General features: G+C 55.9%; 27 protein-coding genes and 2 riboswitches. Of the genes, 9 read left to right on the top strand and 18 right to left on the bottom strand.

The annotated features are described in order from the left end of the window. Positions 1 to 50 precede the first annotated feature (50 nt). Positions 51 to 1130 (bottom strand): glycoside hydrolase family 113 protein, encoded by a 1080-nt coding sequence (locus K2F33_RS32115; protein ID WP_212982888.1) that lies wholly within the window; start codon positions 1128 to 1130, stop codon positions 51 to 53. 133 nt (positions 1131 to 1263) lie between these two features. Here K2F33_RS32115 and K2F33_RS32120 point away from each other — a divergent pair, with 133 nt between their 5' ends. Continuing rightward, positions 1264 to 1728 carry a MarR family winged helix-turn-helix transcriptional regulator gene (locus K2F33_RS32120; RefSeq protein WP_212982887.1) on the top strand — a complete coding sequence of 155 codons (465 nt, stop codon included), beginning with the start codon at positions 1264 to 1266 and terminating at the stop codon, positions 1726 to 1728. Between the two features lie 28 nt (positions 1729 to 1756). Here the strand turns inward: K2F33_RS32120 and K2F33_RS32125 are convergent, their stop codons facing one another. After that, complete coding sequence (locus K2F33_RS32125; protein WP_263880562.1) at positions 1757 to 3040, bottom strand: MFS transporter; 1284 nt, start codon at positions 3038 to 3040, stop codon at positions 1757 to 1759. A 110-nt stretch (positions 3041 to 3150) separates the two neighbouring features. Here K2F33_RS32125 and K2F33_RS32130 point away from each other — a divergent pair, with 110 nt between their 5' ends. Then, positions 3151 to 3897, top strand: coding sequence for a MerR family transcriptional regulator (locus tag K2F33_RS32130; RefSeq protein ID WP_263880563.1), 747 nt, complete (start codon positions 3151 to 3153; stop codon positions 3895 to 3897). 179 nt (positions 3898 to 4076) lie between these two features. Here the strand turns inward: K2F33_RS32130 and K2F33_RS32135 are convergent, their stop codons facing one another. After that, positions 4077 to 5810 (bottom strand): hypothetical protein, encoded by a 1734-nt coding sequence (locus tag K2F33_RS32135; RefSeq protein ID WP_263880564.1) that lies wholly within the window; start codon positions 5808 to 5810, stop codon positions 4077 to 4079. Positions 5811 to 6195: 385 nt separating this feature from the next. On the opposite strand from K2F33_RS32135, the gene K2F33_RS32140 reads away from it, so the two are divergent. Both K2F33_RS32140 and K2F33_RS32145 read left to right on the top strand, forming a co-directional pair. Continuing rightward, complete coding sequence (locus K2F33_RS32140; protein ID WP_145024996.1) at positions 6196 to 6939, top strand: SDR family NAD(P)-dependent oxidoreductase; 744 nt, start codon at positions 6196 to 6198, stop codon at positions 6937 to 6939. A 239-nt stretch (positions 6940 to 7178) separates the two neighbouring features. After that, positions 7179 to 7748, top strand: coding sequence for a TetR/AcrR family transcriptional regulator (locus K2F33_RS32145; RefSeq protein ID WP_167372871.1), 570 nt, complete (start codon positions 7179 to 7181; stop codon positions 7746 to 7748). A 3-nt stretch (positions 7749 to 7751) separates the two neighbouring features. Here K2F33_RS32145 and K2F33_RS32150 read toward each other — a convergent pair whose 3' ends face one another. Beyond that, positions 7752 to 8414, bottom strand: a complete 663-nt coding sequence (locus tag K2F33_RS32150; RefSeq protein ID WP_263880565.1) for an O-methyltransferase — start codon at positions 8412 to 8414, stop codon at positions 7752 to 7754. Positions 8415 to 8560: 146 nt separating this feature from the next. On the opposite strand from K2F33_RS32150, the gene K2F33_RS32155 reads away from it, so the two are divergent. Next, positions 8561 to 9451, top strand: a complete 891-nt coding sequence (locus K2F33_RS32155; RefSeq protein WP_212982883.1) for a LysR family transcriptional regulator — start codon at positions 8561 to 8563, stop codon at positions 9449 to 9451. A gap of 75 nt (positions 9452 to 9526) precedes the next feature. On the opposite strand, the gene K2F33_RS32160 is transcribed toward K2F33_RS32155, so the two are convergent. Both K2F33_RS32160 and K2F33_RS32165 read right to left on the bottom strand, forming a co-directional pair. Continuing rightward, positions 9527 to 10549 carry a methyltransferase domain-containing protein gene (locus K2F33_RS32160; protein WP_263880566.1) on the bottom strand — a complete coding sequence of 341 codons (1023 nt, stop codon included), beginning with the start codon at positions 10547 to 10549 and terminating at the stop codon, positions 9527 to 9529. Between the two features lie 469 nt (positions 10550 to 11018). Beyond that, entirely contained in the window at positions 11019 to 11486 is a 468-nt protein-coding gene (locus K2F33_RS32165) for a GNAT family N-acetyltransferase (RefSeq protein ID WP_263880567.1), read from the bottom strand. A 150-nt stretch (positions 11487 to 11636) separates the two neighbouring features. Here K2F33_RS32165 and K2F33_RS32170 point away from each other — a divergent pair, with 150 nt between their 5' ends. Continuing rightward, positions 11637 to 11975: a VOC family protein gene (locus K2F33_RS32170; protein ID WP_076170755.1), complete on the top strand. Its 339-nt coding sequence runs from the start codon at positions 11637 to 11639 to the stop codon at positions 11973 to 11975. A 68-nt stretch (positions 11976 to 12043) separates the two neighbouring features. On the opposite strand, the gene K2F33_RS32175 is transcribed toward K2F33_RS32170, so the two are convergent. Then, a complete protein-coding gene (locus K2F33_RS32175) occupies positions 12044 to 13264 on the bottom strand; it encodes an MFS transporter (protein ID WP_076170307.1) in 1221 nt (406 codons plus the stop codon). Between the two features lie 183 nt (positions 13265 to 13447). Between K2F33_RS32175 and K2F33_RS32180 the strand changes: the two genes are divergently transcribed. Next, entirely contained in the window at positions 13448 to 14326 is an 879-nt protein-coding gene (locus tag K2F33_RS32180; protein ID WP_076170308.1) for a LysR family transcriptional regulator, read from the top strand. A 58-nt stretch (positions 14327 to 14384) separates the two neighbouring features. On the opposite strand, the gene K2F33_RS32185 is transcribed toward K2F33_RS32180, so the two are convergent. Then, positions 14385 to 14897, bottom strand: a complete 513-nt coding sequence (locus tag K2F33_RS32185; RefSeq protein WP_263880568.1) for a DinB family protein — start codon at positions 14895 to 14897, stop codon at positions 14385 to 14387. A gap of 30 nt (positions 14898 to 14927) precedes the next feature. Continuing rightward, the gene (gene csaA / locus K2F33_RS32190; protein ID WP_076170310.1) at positions 14928 to 15257 is read right to left on the bottom strand and encodes a chaperone CsaA; all 330 of its coding nucleotides are present in this window, start codon (positions 15255 to 15257) and stop codon (positions 14928 to 14930) included. Positions 15258 to 15533: 276 nt separating this feature from the next. On the opposite strand from csaA, the gene K2F33_RS32195 reads away from it, so the two are divergent. Further along, positions 15534 to 16379: an SDR family NAD(P)-dependent oxidoreductase gene (locus tag K2F33_RS32195; RefSeq protein WP_263880569.1), complete on the top strand. Its 846-nt coding sequence runs from the start codon at positions 15534 to 15536 to the stop codon at positions 16377 to 16379. 161 nt (positions 16380 to 16540) lie between these two features. On the opposite strand, the gene K2F33_RS32200 is transcribed toward K2F33_RS32195, so the two are convergent. After that, the gene (locus tag K2F33_RS32200) at positions 16541 to 17356 is read right to left on the bottom strand and encodes an alpha/beta fold hydrolase (RefSeq protein WP_263880570.1); all 816 of its coding nucleotides are present in this window, start codon (positions 17354 to 17356) and stop codon (positions 16541 to 16543) included. A 183-nt stretch (positions 17357 to 17539) separates the two neighbouring features. Next, a riboswitch (cyclic di-AMP (ydaO/yuaA leader) is annotated at positions 17540 to 17704 on the bottom strand. Between the two features lie 87 nt (positions 17705 to 17791). Next, positions 17792 to 17979, bottom strand: a riboswitch (cyclic di-AMP (ydaO/yuaA leader). Between the two features lie 483 nt (positions 17980 to 18462). Between K2F33_RS32200 and K2F33_RS32205 the strand changes: the two genes are divergently transcribed. After that, positions 18463 to 19092 (top strand): hypothetical protein, encoded by a 630-nt coding sequence (locus K2F33_RS32205; RefSeq protein ID WP_263880571.1) that lies wholly within the window; start codon positions 18463 to 18465, stop codon positions 19090 to 19092. Between the two features lie 40 nt (positions 19093 to 19132). Here K2F33_RS32205 and K2F33_RS32210 read toward each other — a convergent pair whose 3' ends face one another. The 8 genes from K2F33_RS32210 to K2F33_RS32245 form a co-directional block, all read right to left on the bottom strand. Further along, complete coding sequence (locus K2F33_RS32210) at positions 19133 to 20050, bottom strand: MATE family efflux transporter (protein ID WP_263880572.1); 918 nt, start codon at positions 20048 to 20050, stop codon at positions 19133 to 19135. Positions 20051 to 20064: 14 nt separating this feature from the next. Then, on the bottom strand, positions 20065 to 20511 hold the full coding sequence (locus K2F33_RS32215) for an MATE family efflux transporter (RefSeq protein ID WP_263880573.1): 447 nt from the start codon (positions 20509 to 20511) through the stop codon (positions 20065 to 20067). Next, the gene (locus K2F33_RS32220) at positions 20511 to 21335 is read right to left on the bottom strand and encodes a sugar phosphate isomerase/epimerase family protein (RefSeq protein WP_076170315.1); all 825 of its coding nucleotides are present in this window, start codon (positions 21333 to 21335) and stop codon (positions 20511 to 20513) included. The genes K2F33_RS32215 and K2F33_RS32220 overlap by 1 nt, the downstream gene beginning before the upstream one ends. A 27-nt stretch (positions 21336 to 21362) precedes the next feature. Further along, positions 21363 to 22418, bottom strand: coding sequence for an oxidoreductase (locus K2F33_RS32225; RefSeq protein WP_263880574.1), 1056 nt, complete (start codon positions 22416 to 22418; stop codon positions 21363 to 21365). Between the two features lie 33 nt (positions 22419 to 22451). Next, complete coding sequence (locus tag K2F33_RS32230; RefSeq protein WP_089545968.1) at positions 22452 to 23387, bottom strand: AraC family transcriptional regulator; 936 nt, start codon at positions 23385 to 23387, stop codon at positions 22452 to 22454. Between the two features lie 91 nt (positions 23388 to 23478). Then, positions 23479 to 24231: a sugar phosphate isomerase/epimerase family protein gene (locus tag K2F33_RS32235; RefSeq protein ID WP_089545967.1), complete on the bottom strand. Its 753-nt coding sequence runs from the start codon at positions 24229 to 24231 to the stop codon at positions 23479 to 23481. A gap of 55 nt (positions 24232 to 24286) precedes the next feature. Then, on the bottom strand, positions 24287 to 25399 hold the full coding sequence (locus K2F33_RS32240; protein ID WP_263880575.1) for a Gfo/Idh/MocA family protein: 1113 nt from the start codon (positions 25397 to 25399) through the stop codon (positions 24287 to 24289). Between the two features lie 233 nt (positions 25400 to 25632). After that, positions 25633 to 26427 carry a DUF2935 domain-containing protein gene (locus K2F33_RS32245; protein ID WP_076170319.1) on the bottom strand — a complete coding sequence of 265 codons (795 nt, stop codon included), beginning with the start codon at positions 26425 to 26427 and terminating at the stop codon, positions 25633 to 25635. Positions 26428 to 26586: the final 159 nt, after the last annotated feature.

Consider the following 26586-nt stretch of genomic DNA (forward strand, 5'->3'; position numbering starts at 1 on the left):
TAGCTTCAGCATGCCCATGTCAATGAGCGGATGGTACGCTTGCCGGATTTCTACGGCCGATCATAAAGCTCGCCCAGTGCCGCAAAGGAAGCCTTCGTATCCCACGGCATCCCGGGATAGGCCGCCCCTGTCCGCCCGTCTTTGAACGTGCGCACGACACTGTAGCTCGCCGTATCCAAATTTAAGGCCGGCTCTTCGTCATACGGATAGCTTGGCATGGCAAACGTAAACCAAAAGGCTCCATCCACCCCTTCTTCCTGAAAAATATCGAAAAGCTCCCTCATGTACCGGACCTGCACCTGTTCGTTCCTCACGACGGCCTCCCCCAGCCGCTTGGGCGAATGTCCATGATCTACGACGTTCCAGCCAAAACCTCCCCGGTCCTGCGCCCCTTCGTAGGTGCAGCATCCGAATTCCGTGATGACGACCGGTTTCCCGTGCTTGAAATAGGAGCGCAGCTGCTTCCGGTAGTGCTTATCGTTATACGCATCGCGGTAATGATCGGCCGAAACGATGTCAAAGAGATCCCAATTCACATTTTCCCACGTACCGGAAGCATAGGTGACTTGCCCGTGGAAATGCTCCCGGATCACGTTTACGGCTTTGCTGAGAAAAGCGTTCAGACGCTTATGAAAAGATCCCTTTCGAATGGTGTATTTGAGCAGCCGCCAAGGACTCATCAGCACCCCGATTCGGTCGAAGGACGCAGCTCCTTCCAATATCCCTTTCATGAACAGGCTCAGCTCGCAGCCGGCCACAAACACGACGTCCGCTCCTTTTCGCCGCAGCGTCTCCGCCGCGATTGCACATTCCCTGTAGTACTCGAGCATCGCTTGTTCTTCCTCATCGATCAGAGCCGGGGAAAACCACACCTCGAGCCCCTGATGGAGAGCGCATTCCGAAGCCGCCACCAGCCTGTCCACATCCCTGCCCGAAATACGGATACTGGTGCAGTGCAGTTCGCTCTGGATGATCTCCATTTCCTTCCGGACGGTCTCCGGATCAAAAAGTTCTCTCGAGGAGGGCTGATCCGGTCCCCGGGTGTACGTTCCGACATCATAGTTGATTCCCCTCCGGCGAGGACCGCCGCTCCTGCGATTTATTGGATCATTGGCCATGCTGCGGGTCATTAGGGTTCCTCCTCTGTCTCATTTTTAATTAATATTTATTTACTATTACTGTTGATATTTTGCTTTAATACGTGAATAATATAAATAAATATTTACTACCTGTCAAATGGACAGGGATGAAGGAGAACACGCCATGAATTCAGACAACTCCAGGCTTGCCGCAGCTTATATTCAGCTGATCCCGCTGCTTCACCGCGGCTTTGACATGCCTTCTGCGCGGCAAATGTTGCCTGAGCTGACGCATTTGCAGTACCACGTGCTCGAGGCTTTATATCATCAACCGGATAGTTATTCGATGAGCCTTCTGGCCAAACATCTGCATATTTCCAAGCAGCAGCTTACGCCCCTGATCGCCAAGCTTGAAGAGAAGGAGTGTCTCACCAAGCAGCCGGACCCTCAGGATAAGCGTCAGATCGGACTGTCCTTGACCGAGAAAGGCCGACGGATCGTAAGCAGCCGGTGGGAATCCTTCCACCACGAGCTGAGCCAGCAGCTCGATCTTCTCAGCGAGGAGGACCGAAGCGATCTCGGCTTCTGCCTTGAGAAGATGACCCGAATCCTGCGCCGGTTGGATCCGGATACGGCTAAGGCGGATTAGCCCGGCCTGTCCGGCCGGGCTCGATCCGTTACTCGGGCCGGCTTGCGGGAGCGGATTCCCGCTGCCGGTACAGTGGGAGCACGATAAGCAGGCCGATCAGCAGGCACAACCCTGCCAAGCTGTAGATGATTCCGAGCGGTAAGCGGCCGGCGAGCACGCCGGACAGGCTCATCATCAAGAGCATGGCTCCCGTCATAAGCGGCGTGCGGATTCCGCTCACCCGTCCGATGTATTCGGGCTCCGAATGCTGCATGACGAGCGTTTGGTTACCGATGAATATCGCCGGCTGCAGCAGGGCAATAACGAACTGGGCCAGCATCGTGAGCCACAGCATACCGGACCATCCGGTGACGGCAATCCCGGCTGCATTGACGATCAGGCCGAGCATCAGCAGCGTCTGGGGAGCCATGCGGCCGGCCAGCGCAAACGCGGCGATCCCGCCGGCAATCTCCCCGGCGCCATACGGGATGGACAGCCATTTCAGGTGATCGGCGGGAAGACCGAGCTTGTCGGTCACAATGAAGACGCTTAGCGGCGAAATGAGGCCGATCCCCAGACCGACAGCCGCAAAACAGAGACTGAGCCGACCCAGCACGCGGTTCGAAGTGACATAACGGATGCCGTCCCTCATCTCCCGGAATACCGAGGTTCCTTTTTTTCGGCCGCCCCCTTCGGCCTTGGAATCGGCTGGAATCCATCCCAGCACGGCGGCGGACAGCAGAAAAACAGTCCCGGTCAAGCCCATGGAAACGCCGATGCCGAAGGTTTGGTACACCCATGTCCCCAGAACGGGGCCGAGCACCATAAACACGGCAAACATCGTCTGAAACACAGACATCGCCGGCTGGATCAAGTCCGCTGCGGCCCGTTCTTGAAACAGTCTCATTCCTGACGGCTGTGACAATTGGGACAGCACGGCGGATATCAAGGTAGGGAAGAATACGGCTTCCCAGGCACCCGATTTCATGGCCGCGAGGACGATCCAGATGGAGACGGCGGCGAGCGCATCGCACCAGATCAGCGTTCTGCGCGGCGGCCACCGGTCGGCGAACACGCCTCCGATCAAGGCAAATACCAGCATCGGAGCGTACTCGGCAACCGAGATCATAGAGACGGCGAAGGCGTCGCCGCCAGTCTTGTTCACCACATAGAGCAGCACTGCGAAGTTCCGGACCCAAATGCCAGTTTGCATCAGCAGATTGGAAATGAGGACGATGCGAATCCATGGATGATGTAACAGCTTTAACGAAGCGAACATATTCTTCGACTCCCTTCCTGGTTTGGATTTCATCATGTGCGTTTCGGATTCCATGATGCAGCCTCCTCCAAGGGGAGAGTCAATGAATCATTTTTTCGGGTTCCCCGCTTGACTCTGACCTTAGGGGAGGCTATACACTAACCGCGAAAGGAGGAAAGGACCAGGTGTACACCGTGAAAGAAGTATCGGAGCTGTCGAATGTCACCATCAAGACGCTCCATCACTACCACAAGATCGGCCTCCTGATGCCGAGGGAGATTACCGAGGCGGGATATCGGTTATACGGCATGGAAGAACTGGAGCGTCTGCAGCACATTTTGTTCTATAAGGAGCTCGATTTTCCGCTGGAGCAAATCAAGCAGCTGCTGGAGGATCAGCCGGGCAGAGCCGAGATTTTGTCCGGTCAAAGGGAACTTCTCCTAGGCCGGATAAATCGGCTCGAGCGGCTTGTCCATACGCTGGATGAGTCCATTCAACATACACGGGAGGGAAAAGCGATGAATACGAAAGATATGTTCCAAGGATTTCAGAGCGAAGAGGAATGGAAGGAAGCGTTGGCGGAGCAAAGCCGCCATATCCAGGAGAATTACGGATACGACATGCTGGAAGAAAACCGGGTGGATCCGGCCGAGATGAACGAGCAGGCCGCGGAGGCGGTGCGCTTTATGAACGGAATGGCGCAGGGGCTGAAGGATGGCGTCAAATACGACGACGGGCAGATCCGGCAGCTGATCGCATCGCATCTGGAGGCTTTGAAGAAGCATGGACATGACACCGGACCGGACGCATTTGCTGCGCAGGCGCGTTTTTTCCTGCAGGACGACTTTCACCGGAACATGCTGGAGTCCCAGCAAACCGGCCTGTCCTACTATCTGTGCACCGCAGCCGAGGCGTTTGCGCAGAACGCTTAACAGGCGTACCGGAAGCCATCAAGATCCAATGCCATCGGGATCGATGGACGCAAAAAGACGGATCAGCTGCAGCTGGTCCGTCTTTTTTCCTCTTTCCAGGGTTTATTCATGGGAGGGGGCGATTGGAGAATTCACGCTTCCCCCCTTGGTGCCGCTGACGCCGGCCAATTGCGTTTTCTTTAACGCTCCGAACCGGCCGAGCGCATCACCTGCACGTCTGCCATCACATGGCTGCCTTTATAAAAAGCATAAATCGTCGTGCTCCCTGCCCGCTTCCCAACCAGATTTCCTTCTGCATCGATATCCGCGATATCGTGGTTCTCGCTGCGGAACTTCGCCTGCTTGGTTACGTCGGTTTCCTTGCCGGTCAAGTAATCCAGCACAGTCAGACGGATATCGATCTGCGTGCCGGCGGCCAAAGAATACTCGTCCGAATCCAGTTGAAGCCGACCTTTGACCTTATCGAATTCGTCGCTGTCCTTAGGCAGCACCTGGACCTTGATCCTAGCGCTCAGCCCCTGGAATTCCGCAAGCAGATAGGTTTTCCCCCGCGAGACACCGATGACACGCCCGGAAGGGTCCGCCTCGGCAATGGACGCATCTTCGATGCTGTACACCGCCGCTGTGGACAGATCGCTGTGCGATCCATCCTCGTATACCGCCTCAAGCACGGAAGGAACGGTTTCCCCTTCTTTCAGCTTCAGTTCCTTTCCGGAAAAAGCAATGCTTGTCGGCTTGCGGTCATCCGCTGGCCCCTGCTCCTGAAAAGGAGCAACCTTAATGAGCTGGAACTTTGTCGTTTCCTCGCGCAGTACCGTGCCGGGAACGATGACGCCTCCGTCCGGACCGGCGGCACCGATGCCGTAGCGGGATAAAGCAGCCTCCTTGAACAAATGGCGGTTCAGAAGGTTACCGTCCCTGTCCACAGTCAGCACATCGTACTGGATTTTCCGGTTCGAAGGGCTTCCCGAATAGTGGCCCCCCAGCAGAGCGTATCCGTCGCCTAACGGAATCAAATTGTTAAACACCTCATAGTCCGAGCCCTCCGTCTTGAACGTCTTCTCCCACTGCGGCTCCCCGTTCAGATCCGTCTTCGTCAGAATCGTAATGCGCTGCTGGTCTACCACCCGCTGGCTGCCGATCAAATAACCGTCGTCACCCGCGGGGATGACCGCAAAAGCGCCCCGGTCCGTGTGGGGATCGCTGATCTGCTTAGACCAGACCTCCTGCCCATCCGCATTCAATTTGACGATCAGCAGCGCGTCCGGATCCCCTGCCTCATATTCCGGAGTATTCACCGCGCCCACCGCGATCAGCCCGCCGTCGACTGCCGGAATCAAATCGTCAAAATACTGGCTCTCCGCATAACGGTATTTGTTATACCACAGCTCCTGTCCCTGCCCATCGACCTTAAGCGCGTAAGCGGTCTCGTATCCCATCTTGGAGATGCCCTTGCCGCCGATAACGAAGCTTCCATCCTCCAGCTCCACCGCTGCCTTCGGCGTGCTGTAAATATAAGGATCATCCTGGGTCCGGTCCCACTTCAGACCGCCGTCGGCATCCAGTTTGGCCAGGTACATCTGGCTGTACGGCTCACCGGCCTGATTGGTGGATGTTCCGTACACGAGATACCCGCCGTCCCGGGTTTCAATCGCGGACAGCGCTTCATTGGTGCTCGAACCGCCGTAGGCCAACCTTTGCTCCCATTTCACCTCTCCCTCCGGGCTGAGCTTCATGATATACGCTTGTTGCTCATAATCGTCCCACTCCCCCGCAGGCACAACTTCCGTATAGCTGCCCAATGCCAGGTATCCGCCGTCCGAAGTGGGAAGAACGCCTTCACCGGCGGACCAGCTGCCGTATTCCCGGGACCATTCCATATGCGTCTGACTGTCGCTTTCCGCGCGGACCACCCCCGCCTTTCCTCCTGGCAATACAATCAACAATACCAACATCATGCTTGTAAATCGCAGTAAAAACCTGGACATATGCGCACCCCTCACGTCTCGTCTGTTTAAATTCCATAATATTTCAATCTGCTCTAATTATGGGTTCAAATCTTCCAGGTGGGTATCCCCCTAATCTCTTAAATCCCTGTGTCGTATGAACGGTTTTCCGTTCACCGATCAAGGCTATCTGCAACCCTCTGGACCTAGTTCGATGGAATGAGCCCGCATATAGCGCCATTGCATTCGTCATGAAAGTGTGCTAATAATTGTATGAACTATTTTACACGATGTAAACGAAATTCACTGAAGCAGGATCCGTTTACACTTTATATTGGGGAGGCAATCTGGCATGAGATTACAAGGCAAAGTGGCGATCATCACCGGGGCAGCAAACGGAATGGGTGCGGCGGAAGCGAAATTGTTTGCCAAAGAAGGCGCAAAGGTCGTCGCAACCGACTTAAACGAGGCGAAGCTCAATGAAATCGTTGCTGAAATTACCGCAAACGGCGGCGAAGCAGTGGCGCTGAAGCAGAACGTCACCTCGGAAGAGGAATGGAAGGCGATCGTTGCAAGAACGGTTGAGCTCTACGGCAAAGTGGATGTATTGGTGAATAATGCGGGCGTCGCAAGTCCCAAAACGATGGCCGATATGGAGATGGACGAGTGGAACAAGGTCATGGACATCAATCTGAACGGCTGCGTGCTTGGCATGAAATACTGCATCCCTGAAATGAAAAAGGCCGGCGGCGGATCGGTTATTAATATTTCATCCATCGGCGGCATTGTGGGCATGGCAGGCTCTAGCCCCTATACGGCTGCCAAAGGGGCGCTGCGCGCGTTGTCCAAATCCGCTGCCGTCGAGTACGGCAAGGATCGGATCCGCGTCAACTCCGTCCATCCCGGCATCATCGTCACGCCGATGACCGCTCCTTCGATGGCATCCGCCATGCCTTATTATGAGGCGCACACCCAGCTTCCTTACATGGGCGAGCCGGAAGACGTTGCTTATGGCGTCGTATTCCTGGCAAGTGACGAGTCCAGATTTATGACGGGTGCGGAACTCGTCATTGATGGCGGCTGGACGGCGCTGTAACGGGAGCATTTTTTTCTATCGCAAAAAAACAGGGGCTGCTTCTCAAATGGTTCGAACCTTTGAGGCAGTCCCTTTTTTTCCCGGCTATTCGGCATCCTTCTATCGCAAGATAGATCTTCCGCAGATGACGTCTGGCTGCCTTGAATATACGTCGAATGACGTTTTTTATGCTAGTATAGAGTTACCAAAAGATAGGTGTGATGTGGGTGGAAAGAAAAGATCCAAGGCAAGTGCATTCGATGAAAAAAATACAACGGGCTTATTTGTCGCTGATGCTGAAGGAAAACGAAAAGAGCATCACCATTCAGCGCATCTGTCAGGAAGCTCATGTAACGCGGCCTACGTTTTATAAATTGTATAAAGATATCCTGGAATTGCGAATCGACCTGCATAATGCAATTTTAAACGATTTGAGGCAGTCCTTGACCATTACCCATCCCAAAAGGATTGACGAGCTGCGTTCCGAGGACCTTCCGGAAAACATGGTCGCCCTGTTTGAGCATATCATTCAGAACCAGCTTGCCTATGAAGTCATGCTCGTGTATAAACCGGACGACTTATTCATTCAGGAAGTCAAAAACATCATCAGGCATTACGTAGAAGACGGCATTCGCGTCTCCCAAACGTCCGAAGAAGGGCTCCGCATGGAGATGTCCTTCGTCATTGCCTACACAACGGGCGCGTATTTGGAAAGCATCGTCTGGTGGGTTCGCAGCAACTATAAATATTCCGCCGTCACCATGGCGTCCAAGCTGCTCGAAATCTCCTTCCATGGGCCATACAAAAACCCGATTTTATGGAATAAGTAACACTTATTTCACGATGCCAATCATAAACCCGTCGTACCCCTTGCTCCCCACCGTCTGCAGCGCCGTGGCCGAAATATTCGGATGCCCGCTGAGCATATCGTAGAACGTTCGGACACCCTGCACCCGCGGGTCAGTGCTGTGCCGATCGGCAATTTCTCCGTTGCGGATAACGTTGTCCCCGACAATGACCGTTCCCGGCCGGGAAAAATGCAGCGCCCAGCGGAGATAGTTCGGATTGTTCGGCTTATCCGCATCGATAAAAATGAGGTCAAACGGCTCCACCCCCTCTTTCTCCATTTGGGCCAGCTGTTCAAGCGCGTTCCCGGTGCGTACTTCGATCGTCTGTTCCAGCCCCGCCCGGGCGATGTTCTTCTTGGCGACTTCGGCATGATGCGGACTCAGCTCCAGTGTGATGATCCGCCCGCCTTCACTTAAGCCTCTAGCCATCCATATCGTGCTGTAGGCCCCCAGCGTCCCGATTTCCAGGATCCGTTTCGCCCCTTTGATTTGTACGAGCAGCTGCAAAAACTTCCCCTGATTCGCCGTTACATCGATTTCCGGGAGGTCCGCCTTCCGGTTCGCCACGATCACTTCGTCCAGCACCCGGTCATTCGGGCAAAGCCGGTCGACAATATACTCATCTACTTGTTCCCATACAGGATTCATTCCCCGTCACTCCTTATCATTTGGTTTCATTTTTAGGATAGAAGCGCTTCTGGTTCTATTGTAGATCGTCTATAATGATATGAATAATATATCTTTCGCCGATTTTCATACATTAAAGATATGAATAGATGAGGAGTTGATACATCTTGAACCTGCACGCCCTGCGCTTATTTCATGTGATTGCTTCCACCGGGAGCGTGACCCGGGCATCCGAGCTGCTGAAGATCAGCCAGCCTGCGATTACCGCCCAGATCAAGAAATTCGAGAAGGAGCTGTCCCTGATCCTGCTCGAACCGCAAGGAAGGGGCATCCGGCTGACGGATGCGGGGAACAAAATAGCTGCGCTCGCCAAGAGGCTGTTCGCCGTCGAGCAGCAAATCGAGCAGTTGGCGCGGGATTACGGGCAGGGTACGGCCGGCCACATCCGCCTGGCGGCGACCTACCTGCCTGCGCACTTTCTCCTCCCGACCTGGCTGGCAAGGTTCAAGCAGCAGTATGAGCAGGTCGAGATGAGCATCACCACGACCAACTCCAGCGGGGCGCTCCGGCAGCTGCTGAGCGTCGAAGCCGACCTGGCCATCTATGGCGGGCTGCCGGAAGAATATCCGGACACAATTCAGACCGAGGAGCTGTTCCAGGACGAGCTGTGGTTCGTCGTCGCACCGAATCATAAATTTGCGAACCGCCACCTGTCGCTTGCCGAAATGATGAGCGAGCCGTTTGTCATGCGCGAGGAAGGCAGCTCTACGCGGGAGCGGCTGTTCGCGCTATGCCGCACCTACAACGCCCCAGCCCCCAAAGTAGCGCTGCAGTTTAACGGTCTGCACGAGGCGATCACCGCCGTCATTGCCGGATATGGCGCCAACTTTGTCTCCTCGCTGGTCGTACGCGAATATGTGGCGCGGGGAGAGCTGTGCCGGGTCTATGTAGACGACGTCAGTTTGACGAACGTCATCGCCATCTGCACCCGCAAGGATGAGCCCCTGTCTCCGGCGGCCGCAAACCTGGTCGAGCTGATCCGCAGCCGCCCGGTGTAATGCGGCAAGCACTGTCGGCACACTGCATTCCGCCGTATTGCCCGAAGTCCGTTTCAGCCGTGCGACAGGGCCGGATTAATCTTTTTGCAGCAAATAAATGGACGGATGCAGTCCCTTCAACCGGAGATCGGCTACCGTGGTCAAACGGAGGTGGGCTTTTTCGGCAGCCGCCAGCAGAGGCCCTTCCGCATCGGTTAAGCAGACGATCTGACCTCCCGATTTCAGCACCCGCTTCATTTCTCTAAGCACTTCTTCATACAACACGGGAATGCATGCTATGGACGAAATTTGCCTTCCAAAAGGAAGATTGGTCACCACTTTGCCGGCATATCCCGAATCCAGCGGCAGGCGCTGCGCATCCCATAGCTTAAGATGCACACCGGAAGTGTGTCCCACGTTGGCACGGGCAGCTGTGACGGCTTCCTCGGAGAGGTCTCCGCCGTGAATGCCGGCGTGAGGATACGCACAGCGCTCGGACAGCACGGTCCCTGATCCGCAGCAGGGGTCAACAAAGATGTCGTCCACCTCAGGACGGGACACCCACACGAGCGCGTGCGCAACGGTCGGCCGCAGGGCGGCCGGCGCAAATTCCCGCGTCTTTCCCCTATACCTGAACGCCGCATCCGTTATCCTGATGGCAAAGACAGCCTCTTCCTGAACCAGATCGAGCCGAAACTCGAGCTGATGCCCGCCGCTGTGATCTTGTCTAAAATGCCGATAGCGCCGCATGATTCCCAATTCCGCAGCCTCTGCCGCATCAAACCTGCTGTAGGTATGGTTTCCCGCTCGGCTGGCATTGACCTTAAAGCTAATCTTTTCGGAAGAATCCGGGCGGATCATGGATAAATCCAAACGGGAGATTTCTTGTTCAATATCGTGCAAATGCAATTTATGAGGACCCACCGGGAACCGGTGGATAAAACGATACAGATTGTCGGCGGTCCGCAGCGCCAGAAAATGCTCTACTGGCAAGTCAGAGTCAAAATAAACCTTACCTCTGGCCTTGTCCCCAATACGTACCCCGGAAGTTTTAGCCTGCATTTCATCGGCGAGAATTTCTTCCAGCCCAGGCAGTACAGTAAAAAAGTAGCGTGGCATACATCGATCACCTCGTCATTGATGGTAAGCATAGAATGAAGCCCGCAGAACGCGGTTTTTGCTCCGGCGGCCGGTTAAATGTGTTTCGAACATCTGCCCCGGAAACAAAAAAAACGCGAATGAACCAAAGTCCATTCGCGTCTTCTATGCAAAAAGGCACAGGCTGCCCCTAAGGCTGCCTGCAAAAGAACGTGATTAAGGAATTCCGTCTCAAGACCATTCACTGCATCCCCGGAAGCTGCATGTAAAATATACCCAGCCCCTGTTGGGCTTGGATACCTCATGCTTCCGGCATGCTATTCAGTTTAATTCACTGAAAGAATGGTCAAGAAAACGGTCATCATCATCGTTCCAACCTCCATCAATTACGAAATTTTCCCCATTATATTACAGACCCCCGGCTGGGGCAAGAGATCTGCGCCAACAAGCCTATTCCCTTTGCAGCCCCCGAGAAGTTCAGGCTGATGAATCAGCCTTTTGCGACCGGCAGGCTCCATACCTCTTCTCCCCCGTATGCCGCCCCAGTTGGCGTAAAGCCTGCCGACTCGTACAGACGCTTGGCGACTCTGTTGTCCCCATGAACGGTCAGGCGGATTTCCCGGCAGCGGTCCCACCGATCTACGATCCAGCGGATCATCTCCGTCAAGGCGGCCCGGCCGTACCCTTGGCCCTGGTAGCGCTCATCAATCAAAAAGCCGTTAATCCAGTACATATCCGCCGTGTTCTCTTCACATGCGTGCATTATAAAGCCGACCATTCGCGGCCCATCGTATATGGCGAAAGGGATATAGTCGACGTTGTCCCCATCGGGTTTAACGTAGACTTTGGCCAGCGATACAGCAACCGGCGGGGTGAAGCCGGCCTGTTCCTCCGCAACCCTGAGGGAAATGGCTTCCTCCCAATTTTCCCTTATCACCTTTTGAAGCTGAATTTCCATACCGATGCCTCCTGCCAGGTGGCGGGTTTTTATCGTGAACCCCACCTCTTTTAACCCCCATTATACCGAAACCTTATCACTTGCATAAAGGTCATATAATAAGGGGGTAAGCAAAGAAAGTCATCCCATTTTGAAAGGACGGCGGTAATGATGAAAATCAACCATTTGAATTTAACGGTGACCGATGTGGCGGCGTCACGGGCCTTTCTGGAAACTTATTTCGGACTGGAGTGCCGGGCGGCCCGCGGCGACAACTTCGCGGTGCTCTTCGATGATGACGGGTTTGTGCTGACGCTGATGAAGGGCCGTGAGGTGCAGTACCCCAAAACGTTCCACGTCGGCTTTCCCCAGCAGACCGAGGAGCAGGTCGACCGGATCAACCAAAGGCTGCTGGAGGACGGATACGATGTCAAGCCTCCGCAGCATGCGCACGGGTATACGTTCTACGTCGAGGCACCGGGCGGGTTTACGGTCGAGGTCCTCTGCTAAAGCCTGCCTCTGTCCCGATCTATACTGCCAGCCGGCAGGCTGATGCTCTGTCATCGACGGCCCTTTCCTTACTCTGCCAAGGGAAGGGCTGTTTCCTTTTCCTTCGCCCGCTGCTTATTTAGCACCTTCGCCGCTCCGGGTTTCGCAGCCAGCTGCTGAACCCCCGCCATGGCCAGCGTGACGGCCAGCAGCACCGGGATGAGCAGCGTATAGCTGCCGGCAGCGTCGTGGATCACGCCAAGCAGCATCGGCCCCATCGCGCCAATTACGTATCCCACCGATTGGGTCATGGCCGACCAGGCCGTCGCCTGCTGAGCATCGCTTACCGCTTCGATCGGCATCATCAGATTGACCGGGAACAGCACGCCGGGGCCGATGCCGATCAGAATCGCCGCCAGCCACGGCGTCACAGACATCCAGAGCATCAGGAAGCCGGCGGCCATCGACAGTGCGCCCAGCGCCAGCCAGAAGCGTCGGGAAGGCAGACGCCGGAGCAAGTGCGGAAACAGGAGGCCGACGGGGATCTGTGTCAGGGAGAACAGGACAAGCATGTTCGCCGCATAGTCTTTGCCGTATCCCATATGTTCCACGACCGGCGGCAGCCAAGCCGTGACCGAAAAGAACAGAACAGCGAGCAGGCCAAAGGACAGCGTGAGAGCCCATGCTTTGGCGCTGTTCCAGGGAAGTCCGGCCGCCCTTGCCGAGCGCTCCGCACGGGCAGGCCGACGGGTATGACGGAGAACCGACCACCACCATACCGGCAGGGCGACGGCAGCCAGGATAGCCCAAACCGCCAGCGATTCCTGCCACGAATGGGCCCGGACCGATAAAGGCAGGGACAATCCCGATGCGAGCGCGGCTCCGACCGCCATGGATACGGTATAGAGCGAAATCATGACGGGTACCTTGGCGGGAAAATGCTGCTTAATGAACCCGGACAGCAGCGGACCTGCCGCAGCGATCCCGAGCCCGGACAGAACGGTGGTTAGCAGCAGGTATGCTGACGACCCGGTGAACCATCTCAGCACCGTACCGGCGCCGATGACCGCAATCGACCAGCCGATGACGCGCTCCAGCCCGGCACGCTGGCCCAGTTTGACCGCAAAGGCTGGAAATATCCCCATGCACAGCACCGGAATGGACGTAAGCAGACTTGCCGACAACGAGCTCATGCCCAAATCCCGCTGGATGGCTTGCAGCATGGGCGAGATGGAATTCATCGCGGGCCGCAAATTTAAAGAGGCCAAAATGAAGGCGACAGCCATCATAAACAGTGAAGGTTTTCTCATTATTTCTCTCTCCCTCAGATCGATTTGATCACATCTTAATGGGAGAGCAATCATTTATCAATTATATTGAAATTATAATAATAATTTGTTATACAAATGATAAAACCGTGTTTTCACACATTCTAGAATTTACTTCTACTTCGGTGCGCCGCGTTCTATTGTTCATGAACAGGAGGAATTAACATGGAACTGAGACAACTGGAGTATTTCGTGGCCGTTTGCGAGGAGCTGCATTTTACGAGGGCCGCAGATAAGCTCGGCATCTCCCAGCCGAATTTAAGCCTGCAGATTAAGGCATTGGAGGAGGAGGTCGGTATGCCTCTGTTTGACCGGATCGGCAAACGGATCGCGGTGACCGATGCGGGCTCGGTCCTGCTTAAGCAGGCAAGGGGAATTTTTCAAAATTTGCAAAACGCCAAGCTGGAGATCGGCGAACTTCGCCATCACCAGGGCGGTACGCTCGGCGTCGGCGTGCTGCCTTCCGAGCTCGATTTCCGCCTGACCCCGATGTTCATCGATTTCCGCAACCGGTATCCGAACGTCCGGCTCAAGATCGTCTCGGCCGTCGATGTAGCGGACCTCGTCCTTAGTACGGAAATCGATATCGGCATCTCGCTCAAGCCGCTTTACGACAACCGGCTGGTGGTCCGGTCCCTGCCCCGGGAGGAGTACGGCGTGGTGGTATCTGCCGAACACGAGCTGGCCGGCAGGAAGTCGGTCTCCCTGACTGAACTGAACGGCCTGCCGATCATTATGTATCCCAAGGGGTTCTGGGGAAGGGAGCTCGTCGAGCAATACTGCCGGAAGCACGGGTTTAACCTGGACATCGTCGTGGAAACGACGTCCAACCCTTCGCTCTTCCGCTTTGTCAGGGAAAACATGGGGGTTACCGTTCAGACGCCTACGCTCGTCGAAGCCATCGGCGATCCGAAGCTGCGGTTCCTCCCCATACATGATGATCCGCCCTACAGGGAAATGAGCATCATTTACCGGGCGGATAAATATTTGGGCCATGCTGCGCAGGCTTTTATTCATCTTGCCGAGGAGCGCCTCAAATCATAGTGCGAGCTCGAGGCGCGCAGCATGGCCGGCAATCGGCCCAATTTTGACCCTTGGGAAGTTATATGTATCTTTCCTGGATCACGTTATAATGATGGATTTCATGTCCGGTCAGAATATACGCCCAAGCGGCGGCGGTGGATTCATAACCGTTCACGATACCTCTGCGGGTCCAGGCCTCGTCCGGAATGCTCCGCAGCAGCGTCAGCGTGGAGCGGCGAACGGCGGCAAAATCCTCGAGAAGCTCGGCGATGGAGAAACGGTCGAAGGCTGCGCCTTCCATCAGCACTTCCTCGTCATAGCCGGTCAACGGCGTGGTGTCCCCCCTCGCGATGCGGAGCAGTCTGTAGCACATGATGCGCTCATTATCCGTGATATGGCCAAGCACCTCTTTCAAGCTCCATTTGCCTGGCGCATAGCGGTAATTCGCCTTGTCTTCCGTCAGTGCAGAATAAAACGCGTTCGTCCGGTTCAGAGACCCGTTCAGAATCTCCTCGAGGTTCCCCTCAGGTACGAGAGAGACATACTGGGCGAAACCTTCGTTGTAGTCTTCCTTCGTTGGGCGCAGAATCATCGGTATCCATCCTTTCGTTTTGTTAAATGTTCAAGCAATGGGCGTGCCGTTGCCGACAGGCACATCAGGGGCCAGCAGCACCACATCGCCCTCTTCCGGAACTCCGCCGAGAACGAGCACTTCCGATTCATATCCGGCAATCCGCCGCACGGGAAAATTAACGACGGCGGCTACCTGGCGGCCGACCAGTTGCTCCGGGGTATACCTTCTCGTAATCTGGGCCGAGGAACGCTTGACTCCAAGCTCCCCGAAATCAATGCTCAGCTTGATCGCCGGCTTGCGCGCCTCCGGAAAAGGCTCCGCCTTGACCACCGTTCCGATGCGAATGTCCAGCTTCATCAAATCTTCTATGGTTGCCACAACTTTTCCTCCTTTTATGCCATGATGATATCTCTCCATTATATCCCTGCCTGTCAATGGCACAAGCACTTTCACCAACCTAAAAAAGGCTGCACACCGCAGCCCAGATTCCCATAACGTATTTTATCGGTATAGCCGCAAATAACAAATTAGCAATATGCCTAACTTTCAAGTGTGCCTTTTCATTGATTGCAAAAATCAATCGTTCATCCTCAAATACGACAGTTAATGACGCATTACTTTAGTATGATGAAATAAATAACTGCGAAGGAGTAGATGAACTTGAAGAGACTCGCTGGGAAAATCGCTCTCGTAACCGGAGGAAGCCGGGGAGCAGGACGTGGGATTGCCGTTGAGCTTGGGAAAGCCGGAGCAGTAGTTTATGTATCCGGAAGAAGTTTACGAGGGACGACTACACACGGTTTTCCAGGCAGTATCGATGAAACTGTGGAGGAGATTCGAAGTCATGGAGGAGAGGCGTACGCATGTCGTTGCGATCATACCCGTGATGAGGATACACAGGCTTTGATCGAGAGAATCCGACAGGAACAAGGACGGCTCCATATCCTAGTGAATAACGTCTGGGGACTGCATGACTTGGAAGTGAATTTACAATCCAAACCATTCTGGGAATATCCGCTGAACATGTGGGATGCTATGTTTCAGAATGGAGTACGCCCACAAATAGCGACAAACCATTATGCGATCCCGCTTATGCTGGAAGCTGATTCTGGATTGATCGTACATACCACATTTCAGGATCAGGATAAGTATTTAGGAACTTTCTATTACGACCTCGCCAAGAATACCATTAACCGCTCAGTGCTCGGATTAGCTCATGATCTCAAAAGCACTGAAATAACCGTGGTAGCGGTCTCCCCTGGCTGGATGAGAACAGAACTGGTATTAAGGAACTTCGGTACAGATGAAGCTCATTGGAAAGAGGTTGAGGCTCTGAAACACACGGAGTCGCCGTACTACGTAGGGCGAGCGGTGTCAGCCCTAGCTGGGGATGATGAGGTGAAACTGAAAAACGGACTGGTACTACAGGTTGGTGATCTTGCCCAGGAATACGGGTTCACCGATATTGATGGACGGTTCATCCCTCCCTTTTTAATATAATCAGTCTCATTGAAAAAACGAATACTCGCTAGAGCTCAGTTAACCGCCTTCTTATCGGGCGGTTAACTGATTAGCTAATATAGCGAGTAGATCGTTTGGTTAGGGCCAGTGCGATTCAAGATGCGATTTTCTTTCCAGGAGGCAAATCCCATGACCGCGGACTATCCTCCATAGGCTTCCCGGGTCCGGTAAATATGCTGGTCCATCAAAAAGTTCAGCAGCATGCGGTTGAATGCATGGGGCTGGCATAAATGGGTCGGATACATTGCATCCTCGATCGTCGCCAGCTGCACATGCCGGAACAGGGTGGCCGCCCGCTGCATTTGCTTGACGAACCACTCGCTTTGGCTGCCTGCGACGCACAGTACGGGCATCGGCAGCCGCGCCAAATTGGCGGGCATCTCCATACGCAGCAGTTCCATACGCTGCTTGATCGACTCTGTCGGCCGCTTGTGGTACAGCTCCTTGCGCAGGATGCTGTAGACTGGTCTCCACCGGTTATACGTCACCCGCAGCGACCGGAGGAAAAACTCCGCAGGCAAATAATAAGACAGCCAGCTGCACGCCTCGCAAATATTCAGCAAATGGTTCTTTTTCCCGAAGCATCCCGCGAAGTAGCTGTCCACGAGTACCAGGGCGCTGACCCGGTCCGGATGAAGGGCGGCAAACGTCTGGGCGAGCACGCTTCCGCTGGAACAGCCGACAAGCGTCGCCTGCGAAATATGCAGCTTATTGAGCAGCTCGCACAGATCGCTGCATTGGGTTTCCATAATGTGCCCGACCTCCACGTCAAGCTTCCCCGAATTGCCGTAACCCCGGAGGTCCAGTACAATCACCTTTGCCCGCTTGCTGAAATATTCGACCTGGGGCTCAAACATATGATGGGACGACAAATGCCCGTGAATGAACACGATAGGCGTGCCGATGCCGTGAATTTCATAATATAACGTGGTTCCGTTTACTTGTATCTGAGGCACTTCATGTTCTCCTCTCTCCCACATAACCTGTTTTCTCTGTTTGTACAAAATCGCGGGCGCCGCCCGCTTGGGAATCGATGCTTCTCTTTGTTAAAACAACAAAAAAGAAGCACCGGAAAGAGGACACTCTTCCATGCTTCCAAATCCAAGGCCGAATAAGCCTTGCCATCTGCATGAATAACAGCTGCCTCTCTTAACACGCTTGCGTGGTTAGCTGACGGATTCGGGCCCAAGAGTAGCCCTACTCATCACTTTCGAGATTCACCCCATATGGCCGCAGCGGATGCTGCAGACACGACCGGTTCCCCCGCTTTCCGCCCTCCGGCGGAAATTCAGCGAATAGACATATTCCATGTACACGCTTCATTCTTCAAAATGAGCGCACAGAAAAACACAGAGCAGATACCCTGTGTTGATGCGTCAAATCACAGTTTCCTCCGCTCTCAACTACGCTTACGAGGTTAGCTGACGGATTCGGGCCGTGAGAGTAGCCCTACGGAAACAGGCATTATCCTGCCTCCGATTCACCCCTGCAAGCCGCAAGCCCCAGCATAAAGCTCCGTGGGACGAGGACTGCGATTGGTTCCCCCGCTTTTCATCGGAAAATTCAGCGTTCATCAAGTCGCAAATCTTACTCTATTGGATGATGAAATGAATATACGCCTGGGACGGCGAACTGTAAAGCAGGGAAACGATACGATTCCCTGCTTTATTTGGGGATCTGATGGGAAAACGGGTCCTAATCCGTAGGAATCATTGTTTTACGGCCTTTCCTACCGCTTTCCTTAGCTTTGCTGGATAACTGAAGGCGGGAAGCCATTCAAATGGCTGAACCCGCCCATTGGATAGGAATATAATGCCGATATAGGGCTGAAGCCGCTAGGCTGAAAAAAAGCGGCTTTTTGCCGGAATTTTGGACTTTGCGCTGGAAAGATGCAGGTTTTGATCCGAAAAATCCGCCTCGTCTTCTTGCCAAAGATATCCCTTGGACGTATGATGCGGATAGTTTACCAATCGGACACATGTATGGAACCCTACTGGCCGTGACGATCCGGAACAAGACGGCAGGGAGTATCCATGAAATCACGGTCAAGGAGGATGTCACGATGAACCGGGCTTTGATTCCCACCATCGAACTGTTTGAAATCGTTCTTCCAAGATACCAGCACCACAGCCTGGGCTGGCTGGAAAACTGCCGGATCGGCATTTTAAAGCTGCCTTACTCCGGCGAGGAAGGGCTTGCCGAGGGCCTGCTGTGCTCAGGCAAGCAAGCCTTCGATCTGGTACGGTGGGGCTGCCGCCTGCGCTATATTTGCGGCCTGACGCTGGAAGAGGCCATCACCGCGACGGCCATGAACATTCTGAAGCATCCGGACCACAATCAGTACCCGCTCGCGCTGATGGCGCTGCTTGATGTCAGGTCACGCCTGGAGCAGCATACCGCGCGCACAACAGCCGAACAGATGGGAAGATCCCTTGATGTCGGCCTTCTCAAGCTGAACCGTACGGCTTACGCCGAAGGAGCTGCAACATCGCTGCGCATCGGGGGAGGAACGTCGCTTGCGATCTCCGGCCTGACGGCTGACCTTGATACGGAAATCCAGGCGAAAGCTCCCGTCAACCGCCTCCCGCTGCTCGGCCCGGAGTTCCCGACGGATACCCGCGCCTTGATCCGCCGCTCCTCGGCATATCTGTCCCTGTTCGGCGCCGGCACAAAGAACCGCCACCCCGGATAATCCCCGAGTGGCGGTTCTTTTGTGCTGCCTTCGCAGGCGGCTACAGCGCCTGCTCCTCGCTGCGAAGCTGCACCAGCGCTTTTCGCTGCCAGGCCTTGCTCCTCCAGCGGACCCAGAGCAGGATGCCCCGCAGCCATTCGTCGGCGATAAAAGCCGCCCAGATGCCGTACAGGCCGTATCCCCAATAAATGCCGAGCAGGTACGTCAGCGGCACACTGAAGAGCCAGGTCACCGTGATGGACACGATCATGGCGGACCGGGCGTCGCCGGCGGCCTGCAGCGACCGTTCCAGGATGACGTTGAAGTTGCGCCCCGGCTCCAGCAGAAAGCTCAGCAGCAGCAAGGCCGCTCCCATCGCGATAATGTCCGGGTCGGTCGTGAACAGCTTCATCAGCGGCTGCCGGAACAGCGTCAGCACGGCGACGGCCGCCAGCGTGATCAGCTCGCTGCGGATCAGATTCCGGATCACCTGCTTGTAGGCCTCTTCCCTCTGGCCCGCGCCGACCAGCTGCCCGACGATGATCTGCCCGCCCCGGCCCAGCGAGACGGCCAGAATCATGACGAAGAACATGATGTTCTGCGTGTAAATTTTCGTTGCCAGCACGCTGGCCCCAAGCGACGAAATAAAGGCCGTGGTCACAAACTGGTTGGCGGAGTACGACAAGGACACGGCCGAGGACGGCACGCCGACGCGAAGCACCTTCCCGATATGCTCACGGCTCCACACGAACAGGTCGTTCCAGCGGATGTAGACGCCCGCCGCCTTGCGGAGCAGCACTAGATTGACGGCCAGACCGACGCACTGGGCAAAGGCGGTGGATATCGCCACCCCGACGACGCCCAGCTTCGGAAAACCCCCGGGGCCGTAAATAAACAGGTAATTGCCGAAAATATTCAGCACGTTCATCCCGATCGTGACGACCATCGTCTGCCGGGTTAATCCGTGAGACTGGATCATGGCCGTGACAGCGGTCAGCAGCGCCTGAATGACCAGGGCCCCCCGGCGATGAGCAAATACTTCTCCGCCTGCCCGAACAGGGAAGGATCGAGGTCGAAAATCCGCAGCAGCGGCCCGCTGAGCATCATGACGATGACGCTCACGACCAGGCCGAACAGGAAGTTCAGCGCCAGCGAGGACCCGGCAAGCCGGCCGATTTCATGCTGCCTGCGGGCACCCAAATACTGCGAGATGACCACCGCGGAGCCGAGCGCCACGAAATTGAACATCAGCACCGCAAACATGATGATCTGGTTCGCGACACCGACCGCCGCAACCGCGCCGTCGGACACCTTGCTCAGCATGAACGTGTCCGATGTCCTGAGAAACATTTGAAGGGCCGATTCCACAAAAATCGGCCACGTAATCGCAAGCAGCGACAGCTTGCTAACGGGGTTGTCTCCCGCGATGGATCTGGACATTACAGGCTGTAAGCCTCCCGGATCTTGGCGATGCCAAGCTTCGCGGTCTCCAGGGCGGTCAACCCGCCGTAGCTGTCCATAAACAGCTCCAGCGACAGATAGCCCTCATATCCCGCATCCGCCAGCGTTCTGGCGAGCGCTCCGGACGGAGCGATGCCGTCTCCCGGAAATACCCGGTGGGCATCCTGGATCTCGGAGCGGGACGGCGCCGCCGGATAATCGTTCACATGGACGATGCCGATCTGGTTCCCAGCCAAGCCTTCAAGGTCCCGAAGCTCGCTGCCGCCGGTGTACATGTGGAACGGATCGATAAGAATTTTGGCGTCCGCCACCCCGCTGGCTTGAGCTACGTAAATCGCATCCTTTAGGCAGTTCAGCCGGGCCGCTTTTCCCCAGAATTCAAGATAGGGCTCTATGCCGATCCGGCGGGCCGACTCGGCCAGCTTGGCAAAGGAAGCGGCAAATTCGTCCAGCGTGACGTGGTCAACCTGTCCGAAGGGGGGCGCCGCCGCCGCGAGACAGCCCAGCTCCGCCAGCATCTCCATTTCCTTCTCCGCTTGTTCGAAACCGCGCTGTCTCGCTTCAGGATCACGGTCGGCCCAAGCCCAGAAGGCGATGGCGTTCGCCACCTTCAGTCCATGATCTTCGATATACCGTCTAAGCTCCTGCAGCTCGCCGCCCTCTGCAAGGTAAGCTTCAATGTCCCGTACCCACAGCTCGATGCCCTCATAGCCTGCTTCCGCCGCCACGCGGACCTGCTCTTTGACGCCGAGTCCGTAAGGCAGGAGTGTAGATGTATTCAATGACAATTTAAAAGGAAACAAGCTTGATCTCCTTCTTTCCGTAAGTAGTTAAGGGGTAAATGGCACCCTTCTCTGCTCAGCATGGCTCTGCATGCCCAGCTCGATGACACGGATCGCCATCCGGGCCTGCTCGGGCTTTACGCTAAGCTCTGACACACCATGGATAGCCTCAGCCACGTTGCGGTAATAGGCGTCGTAACATCCCGGAATCGTCTTCAGACGCCCCGTAAACTGCAGGCCGTCCCGGCTGGCCACGAGGCTTCCCCACATCTCCTGCGGCTCTTCGCCCCATCCGGGCGATCCCGGCAGCCTGCCGGCCTTCAGCAGATTTTCCTGAGGATCTTCTCCATACTTGACAAACGAACCCTCCGTCCCGTACAACCGGTATCTCGGAGCCGGATCCCGGGCCAGCAGGGTCGATTTTACCGACACCTTCAGCCCATCCGGATACCCCAGCGATACGTCAAAATAGTCCGGGGCCAGCGTCCGCTCCCGCTGCGTCCGCACCTCCGCCTGCACGCTGTCCGGAAGCCCGAACAGCGTCAGCGCCTGGTCGATCAGGTGGACGCCCAGGTCATAGAACGTCCCGGACCCTTCGGCCCCCGCATCCCGCCAGCGGCTCGGATCGGCATTCGGGCTGAACCGGTCCCAGCGGAATTCCGCTTCGGTAATCCGGCCGACCAGACCGCGGCGGACAACCTCCTGCAGCGTCAGGTAATCGCCGTCCCACCGGCGGTTATGGAATACGCTGAGCACCAGCCCTTTACTTTGGGCCAGCGCGATCAGTTCGTCCGCTTCCTCCGTCGTCGCCGTGAACGGCTTCTCTACGACGACATGCTTGCCGGCCAGCAGGGCGTCCTTGACAAACGAGTAGTGCGCCGTGCTCGGCGTCGTAATGACGATCAAGTCGATGCCCGGATCCTCATAGGCTTCCCGGACGTCCTGTACAGCCCGGACGGACGGGTAAGCCTGCAAGCACGAATGGCCGCTGCGCTGGACGATCATCGCCAGCTCCAGCTCCGGTACGGCCGTGATGACCGGGCAGTGAAACGTCCTGGCGGCGAATCCGTAACCGACCACCGCTGTCCTCACCTTCTCCTTCATTCGCATCACTCTCCTCTATAGCCAGGCGAATGTTTAACCTTCGCCGGCCCCGATGTTATACAGAATCCGGTTGACCGGATACAGCGATTCCGACTCCTTGACCGGAACCAAATCCCGGTACATCGGATTGTAATACTTTTTGCGGTACTGGCTGGCGGTGAGTCCCTTCACGGCTTTGAACACCCTGCTGAAGTAATTTTCATCCGAGAATCCGACCGCAAAGGCGACCTCCTTGATGCTGTGCTCCTCGTACAGCAGGAGCTGGCAGGCGCGCTCGATCCGCCGTTGAATGATCGCATCGCGCGGCGTGCGGCCCATATACTGCACAAAAGACCTGGAGAAATGCTCATGCGACCAGCCGATCCGCCTCGCCAGCATTTCCACCGAAATGGCCTCCCCCAAATGCTTGTCGATATAATCTAGCGCCTTGACGATTTGGGGAGGAATCCGGTTGGCCGGCGTCGTCAGCGGCTCGTCGTAGAGGTGGCCGCTGATTTCCGTCAGCAGCGACCATAGAAGCGAGCTCCCGCGGCTCTGCATCCGGTCCGTGTGGGCATGGGCAATATGCATGATTTGCTTCATCATCCCGACCGGAAGCTCCTCGTCCAGCGGAATACAGCTCGGCCCGCCGGGCGCAAGGAGCGGAAGCGCCGCCTCCGTCCCGCCATTTTCCGGAAATCCGAAATGAATGAACAGATGGCGCGCCGGCTGCTGCGGGTCGTATTCATAGGCGTGGTATTCGCCCGGCCTGGTCACGATAAAGCTCGGTTCCTGCAGGACGTATGCTTCTCCCTCCACCCTGTAGACGCTGCGCGTCCCATCCGGAAAATACAGCAGCTCGTAATCGTGAATCCGCCGCGGGCCGAGGGAGGTGCCGGGCTTCTTGACGATGTCCCCGACGATATGGATCCTCGGGAGGTGCACAAGATGCGAGGCCGCCCGGCTGGATTGGCTTTCCGTTGTATTCATGGCAGTTCCCTTCCTCATCCCCACGAAGTGGAGTCTTAGCTTCGGTTCCTTTTCAGGCCCATTCGATGTTCGTTCGTAAGAAAATAATTGATTAAATCAGTCCGAGCCCCTGCAAATTGCGGTAGCTGATCGCCAGGCTCTCCAGCGGATCGCGCCGGCTCTGATCCTGTTCGACGACGAGCCAGCCGGTTCCTACCTCCCGCGCCGTTTGAGCGATGGCCTTGAAATCGAGAATCCCCTCCCCGATTTCAGCGAAAAACTGCTCCTCGCCGGCTTCCACGTCTTTGATATGGAGCAGCGGGCACCGGTTCTGAAGCTTGGCGAGGTACGACACCGGATCTTCACCGCCCCGCTTGACCCAATACGTATCCAGCTCCATCTGAACCAAGGAAGGATCGGTTTCGCGGAGCAAAATATCGAGCGCGTATTCGCCGTCGAATTTGGCGAATTCCCAGTCGTGGTTATGGTACAGCAGCTGAACCCCGCGCCGGCGGAATTTCTCGCCCGCTTCGTTCAGCTTGGCGGCCTTGGCCAGCACCTCGTCCCGGGACGCAAAACGCAGGGACAGCGCCACGAATTTACCGCCGTCCACCTCCTCGAGATAATCCGCGATGTCGTCCGGGTTGAAATCAAACGTATCGAATCCGGCGTGGGTTCCGATGACCTTGAGGCCGATCCGGTCCAGCAGCGCCTTCTGCTCCGCCACGGTGATGCCTTCCGGCGGGCGTCCGAGCTCAATGCCCTGATAGCCGATGGCGGCGATTTTCTCCAGCGTGCCTATGTAATCCTTACTTAATTGTTCGCGAACCGTATATGGCTGTACGGCGACGGGAAATTGGGTCATGATCTATGCATCCTCTCTTGTTTTGAAATGAGATAGAGATTCCGTGCGGTGATTGTTACAGATCCAGCATGTTGTATTTCAGGCCGAGCGGCAGCGGAGCCGGACGTTCCACCGTGGATTCCAGGTGAATGTGGCGTTCCTGCTGAGACGCTTCGAAGATGCCGAGCGAGATGTCCAGCACATGGCGCGCCAGTTCGCCGCTTGCCCGGTTCGGACGTCCCGACTGGATCGCATAAGCCATGTCAGCGACGCCCATGCCGCGTCCTTCCTCGGCATACGGATGGGAATGCGGGATCTCTTTCGTCTGCCCGTTCGGGAACTGGATGGATACGGCGCCTCCGAAGAAGTTCGGATCCGGAACGTACAGAATGCCTTCCGTGCCGTACACTTCCAGCCGCGGCGAATAGCCGAACGCCTCTTTGGCCGCCTGAAGGGTTGCCACCGCGCCGCTGTGGAAGTCCAGCACCGCCGATACGTTCGTCGGCGCTTCCACCGGCACCGTCTGGCCGAATGCCGGCGACTTCGGATTGGCCACGACGACCTCCTGCTGCAGCTGGCGGGCGGATCCCGTTACCCTCTGTACGGGTCCGAGCAGCGCGATCAGCGCCGTCAAATAGTAAGGCCCCATATCCATGATCGGATCGCCGCCCAGCTTCAGGAAGTTGCGGAAGTTCGGATGCATGCCGCCCGCGGCGTTCCCCATGATAATCGTAGCGCTTGCACCGTAAGGCGTGCCGATCCATCCGTCATTGATCAGCTTGACGCAGGTCTGGATGCCGGCGCCGAGGAAGGTGTCCGGCGCGCAGCCGACAAGCAGGTTTTTGGAATCGGCCAGAGCCAGAACCTCATCGGCATCCTCGCGGTTGAGGGCAAACGGCTTCTCCGTGTACACATGCTTCCCGGCCTCAAGTGCCCGCAGGTTCAGCGGGGCATGCGCGGCGGGGGCCGTCAAATTGAGAACGATTTCAATTTCCGGATCGGCCAGCAGCTCCTCCACGGTGTACACGTTCGGAACGCCGAACTCTTCCGCTTTTTTCTGCGCGAGCTCTGGAACCATATCCGCTACGGCTTTGACCTCGACGATATGGTCGAGCATGCCGGTCAAATTTTTCAGATATACGGTGCTGATCATGCCGGTACCGATGACGCCAACCTTGACTTTACGCACGAATACATCAACCTCTCTTCGTTTGGTAGTGATCTTGTGCCCTCATTATCACGCATCGCCCGGTCGAACTCAATGGACTGCAGCGCAAATAAACTGGATTTATTTGATATTATCCATCCCTGTCCGCAGCCAGCCGGTTTGTGTTCAGGAGTAAAAAACCTCCCGGCACCCGGGACATACCCGAAGAGCAAAGAGGCATTCTAAAGCGGTTTTATGATCAATCCCTTAGGGCGTTACTCCACCCTCGGCTTTGCCGGGTCGCAATCAGGACGGGGCACCTCGCCGAATTGGGACAGCTTCTGCAAATAATAGCATTCTTCCCGGAACATATGGTCCGGCACCAGTCTGTTCAGCCTGCTCAGCAGCTCGGCGCTGATGTCCAGCTCCTCGATCTCCAGCAGAAAGTTCATAAACGCCGACATTTCCAGATCTACGTCGCTGTGGAACTTTTTCACCGCCGGATAGGTCGTCCGCAGCGTACGCAAGTATCCGACAAGCTCAAGCGCCTTCAAATAAAATTCGTTGAAATGCTGCTCAAATTCCTTGCTCCTCTGGATCAGCCTCCGCTCCACCCCGTCGAGATCCGAAGCGATTGATGCCGAGTGAAAAGCCGCGTCAGGCAGCCACAGCAGATCGTGATGCAGCGGGTGATAGCGGGGAACCGGGTTTCCCTTCAACAGCTCAGCGAGAATGCGCTCATATTCCTCCAGCTCGTTCACCATATGATTGATAAACGTTGGCGACAACCCGATGACCACTTTGCGCTGCAGCACCCGGTCGAGAAGATCCAGCTTAAACGCCCGCAGTTCATGTACCGCCTGATTCGCCTGTTCGTTCAGCTCCTTCAGCGGCTGTCCCTCAGGAAACGAGCGCGCCTGTCCCAGCAGCCGGTCGAACCATTGGACGAACGAAGCCGCCGTCTGTACGTCCTTGACTTCCTTCGAAGCCAGAGCATTGTAGATAAAACGGGCATGATCCCCCAAAATCTGCAGCCAAAACCTGTGCTCAAAGAGCGCCTCTTCATTCATTGCAGGCGTATCCCTCCCATCGATAACCATCCGTCACTGGACAATATATGAGATGGAGCACCCAACTTATGCGTTACAAAAAGCCACCCCCGCCGCATAAAGCGGCAAGCGTGGCTGCAAAAAAAAAATCATACCTTGGGACTGCGTCCAGGCACTTCA

The sequence above is a fragment of the Paenibacillus sp. PSB04 genome (assembly GCF_025809195.1).
GTDB classification, from domain to species: Bacteria; Bacillota; Bacilli; order Paenibacillales; family Paenibacillaceae; genus Paenibacillus_AQ; species Paenibacillus_AQ favisporus.

Coding starts and splice junctions, on each gene's coding strand:
- K2F33_RS32235 (WP_089545967.1), bottom strand. CDS start 24,231: ATGACCCAATTTCCCGTCGCCGTACAGCCATATACGGTTCGCGAACAA.
- K2F33_RS32175 (WP_076170307.1), bottom strand. CDS start 13,264: ATGAGAAAACCTTCACTGTTTATGATGGCTGTCGCCTTCATTTTGGCC.
- K2F33_RS32185 (WP_263880568.1), bottom strand. CDS start 14,897: ATGATTCTGCGCCCAACGAAGGAAGACTACAACGAAGGTTTCGCCCAG.
- K2F33_RS32215 (WP_263880573.1), bottom strand. CDS start 20,511: ATGTCCAGATCCATCGCGGGAGACAACCCCGTTAGCAAGCTGTCGCTG.
- K2F33_RS32180 (WP_076170308.1), top strand. CDS start 13,448: ATGGAACTGAGACAACTGGAGTATTTCGTGGCCGTTTGCGAGGAGCTG.
- K2F33_RS32230 (WP_089545968.1), bottom strand. CDS start 23,387: ATGAATACAACGGAAAGCCAATCCAGCCGGGCGGCCTCGCATCTTGTG.
- K2F33_RS32205 (WP_263880571.1), top strand. CDS start 18,463: ATGAACCGGGCTTTGATTCCCACCATCGAACTGTTTGAAATCGTTCTT.
- K2F33_RS32225 (WP_263880574.1), bottom strand. CDS start 22,418: ATGAAGGAGAAGGTGAGGACAGCGGTGGTCGGTTACGGATTCGCCGCC.
- K2F33_RS32120 (WP_212982887.1), top strand. CDS start 1,264: ATGAATTCAGACAACTCCAGGCTTGCCGCAGCTTATATTCAGCTGATC.
- K2F33_RS32160 (WP_263880566.1), bottom strand. CDS start 10,549: ATGCCACGCTACTTTTTTACTGTACTGCCTGGGCTGGAAGAAATTCTC.
- K2F33_RS32245 (WP_076170319.1), bottom strand. CDS start 26,427: ATGAATGAAGAGGCGCTCTTTGAGCACAGGTTTTGGCTGCAGATTTTG.
- K2F33_RS32210 (WP_263880572.1), bottom strand. CDS start 20,050: ATGATCCAGTCTCACGGATTAACCCGGCAGACGATGGTCGTCACGATC.
- K2F33_RS32195 (WP_263880569.1), top strand. CDS start 15,534: ATGAACTTGAAGAGACTCGCTGGGAAAATCGCTCTCGTAACCGGAGGA.
- K2F33_RS32150 (WP_263880565.1), bottom strand. CDS start 8,414: ATGAATCCTGTATGGGAACAAGTAGATGAGTATATTGTCGACCGGCTT.
- K2F33_RS32170 (WP_076170755.1), top strand. CDS start 11,637: ATGAAAATCAACCATTTGAATTTAACGGTGACCGATGTGGCGGCGTCA.
- K2F33_RS32115 (WP_212982888.1), bottom strand. CDS start 1,130: ATGACCCGCAGCATGGCCAATGATCCAATAAATCGCAGGAGCGGCGGT.
- K2F33_RS32125 (WP_263880562.1), bottom strand. CDS start 3,040: ATGGAATCCGAAACGCACATGATGAAATCCAAACCAGGAAGGGAGTCG.
- K2F33_RS32165 (WP_263880567.1), bottom strand. CDS start 11,486: ATGGAAATTCAGCTTCAAAAGGTGATAAGGGAAAATTGGGAGGAAGCC.
- K2F33_RS32145 (WP_167372871.1), top strand. CDS start 7,179: ATGAAAAAAATACAACGGGCTTATTTGTCGCTGATGCTGAAGGAAAAC.
- K2F33_RS32140 (WP_145024996.1), top strand. CDS start 6,196: ATGAGATTACAAGGCAAAGTGGCGATCATCACCGGGGCAGCAAACGGA.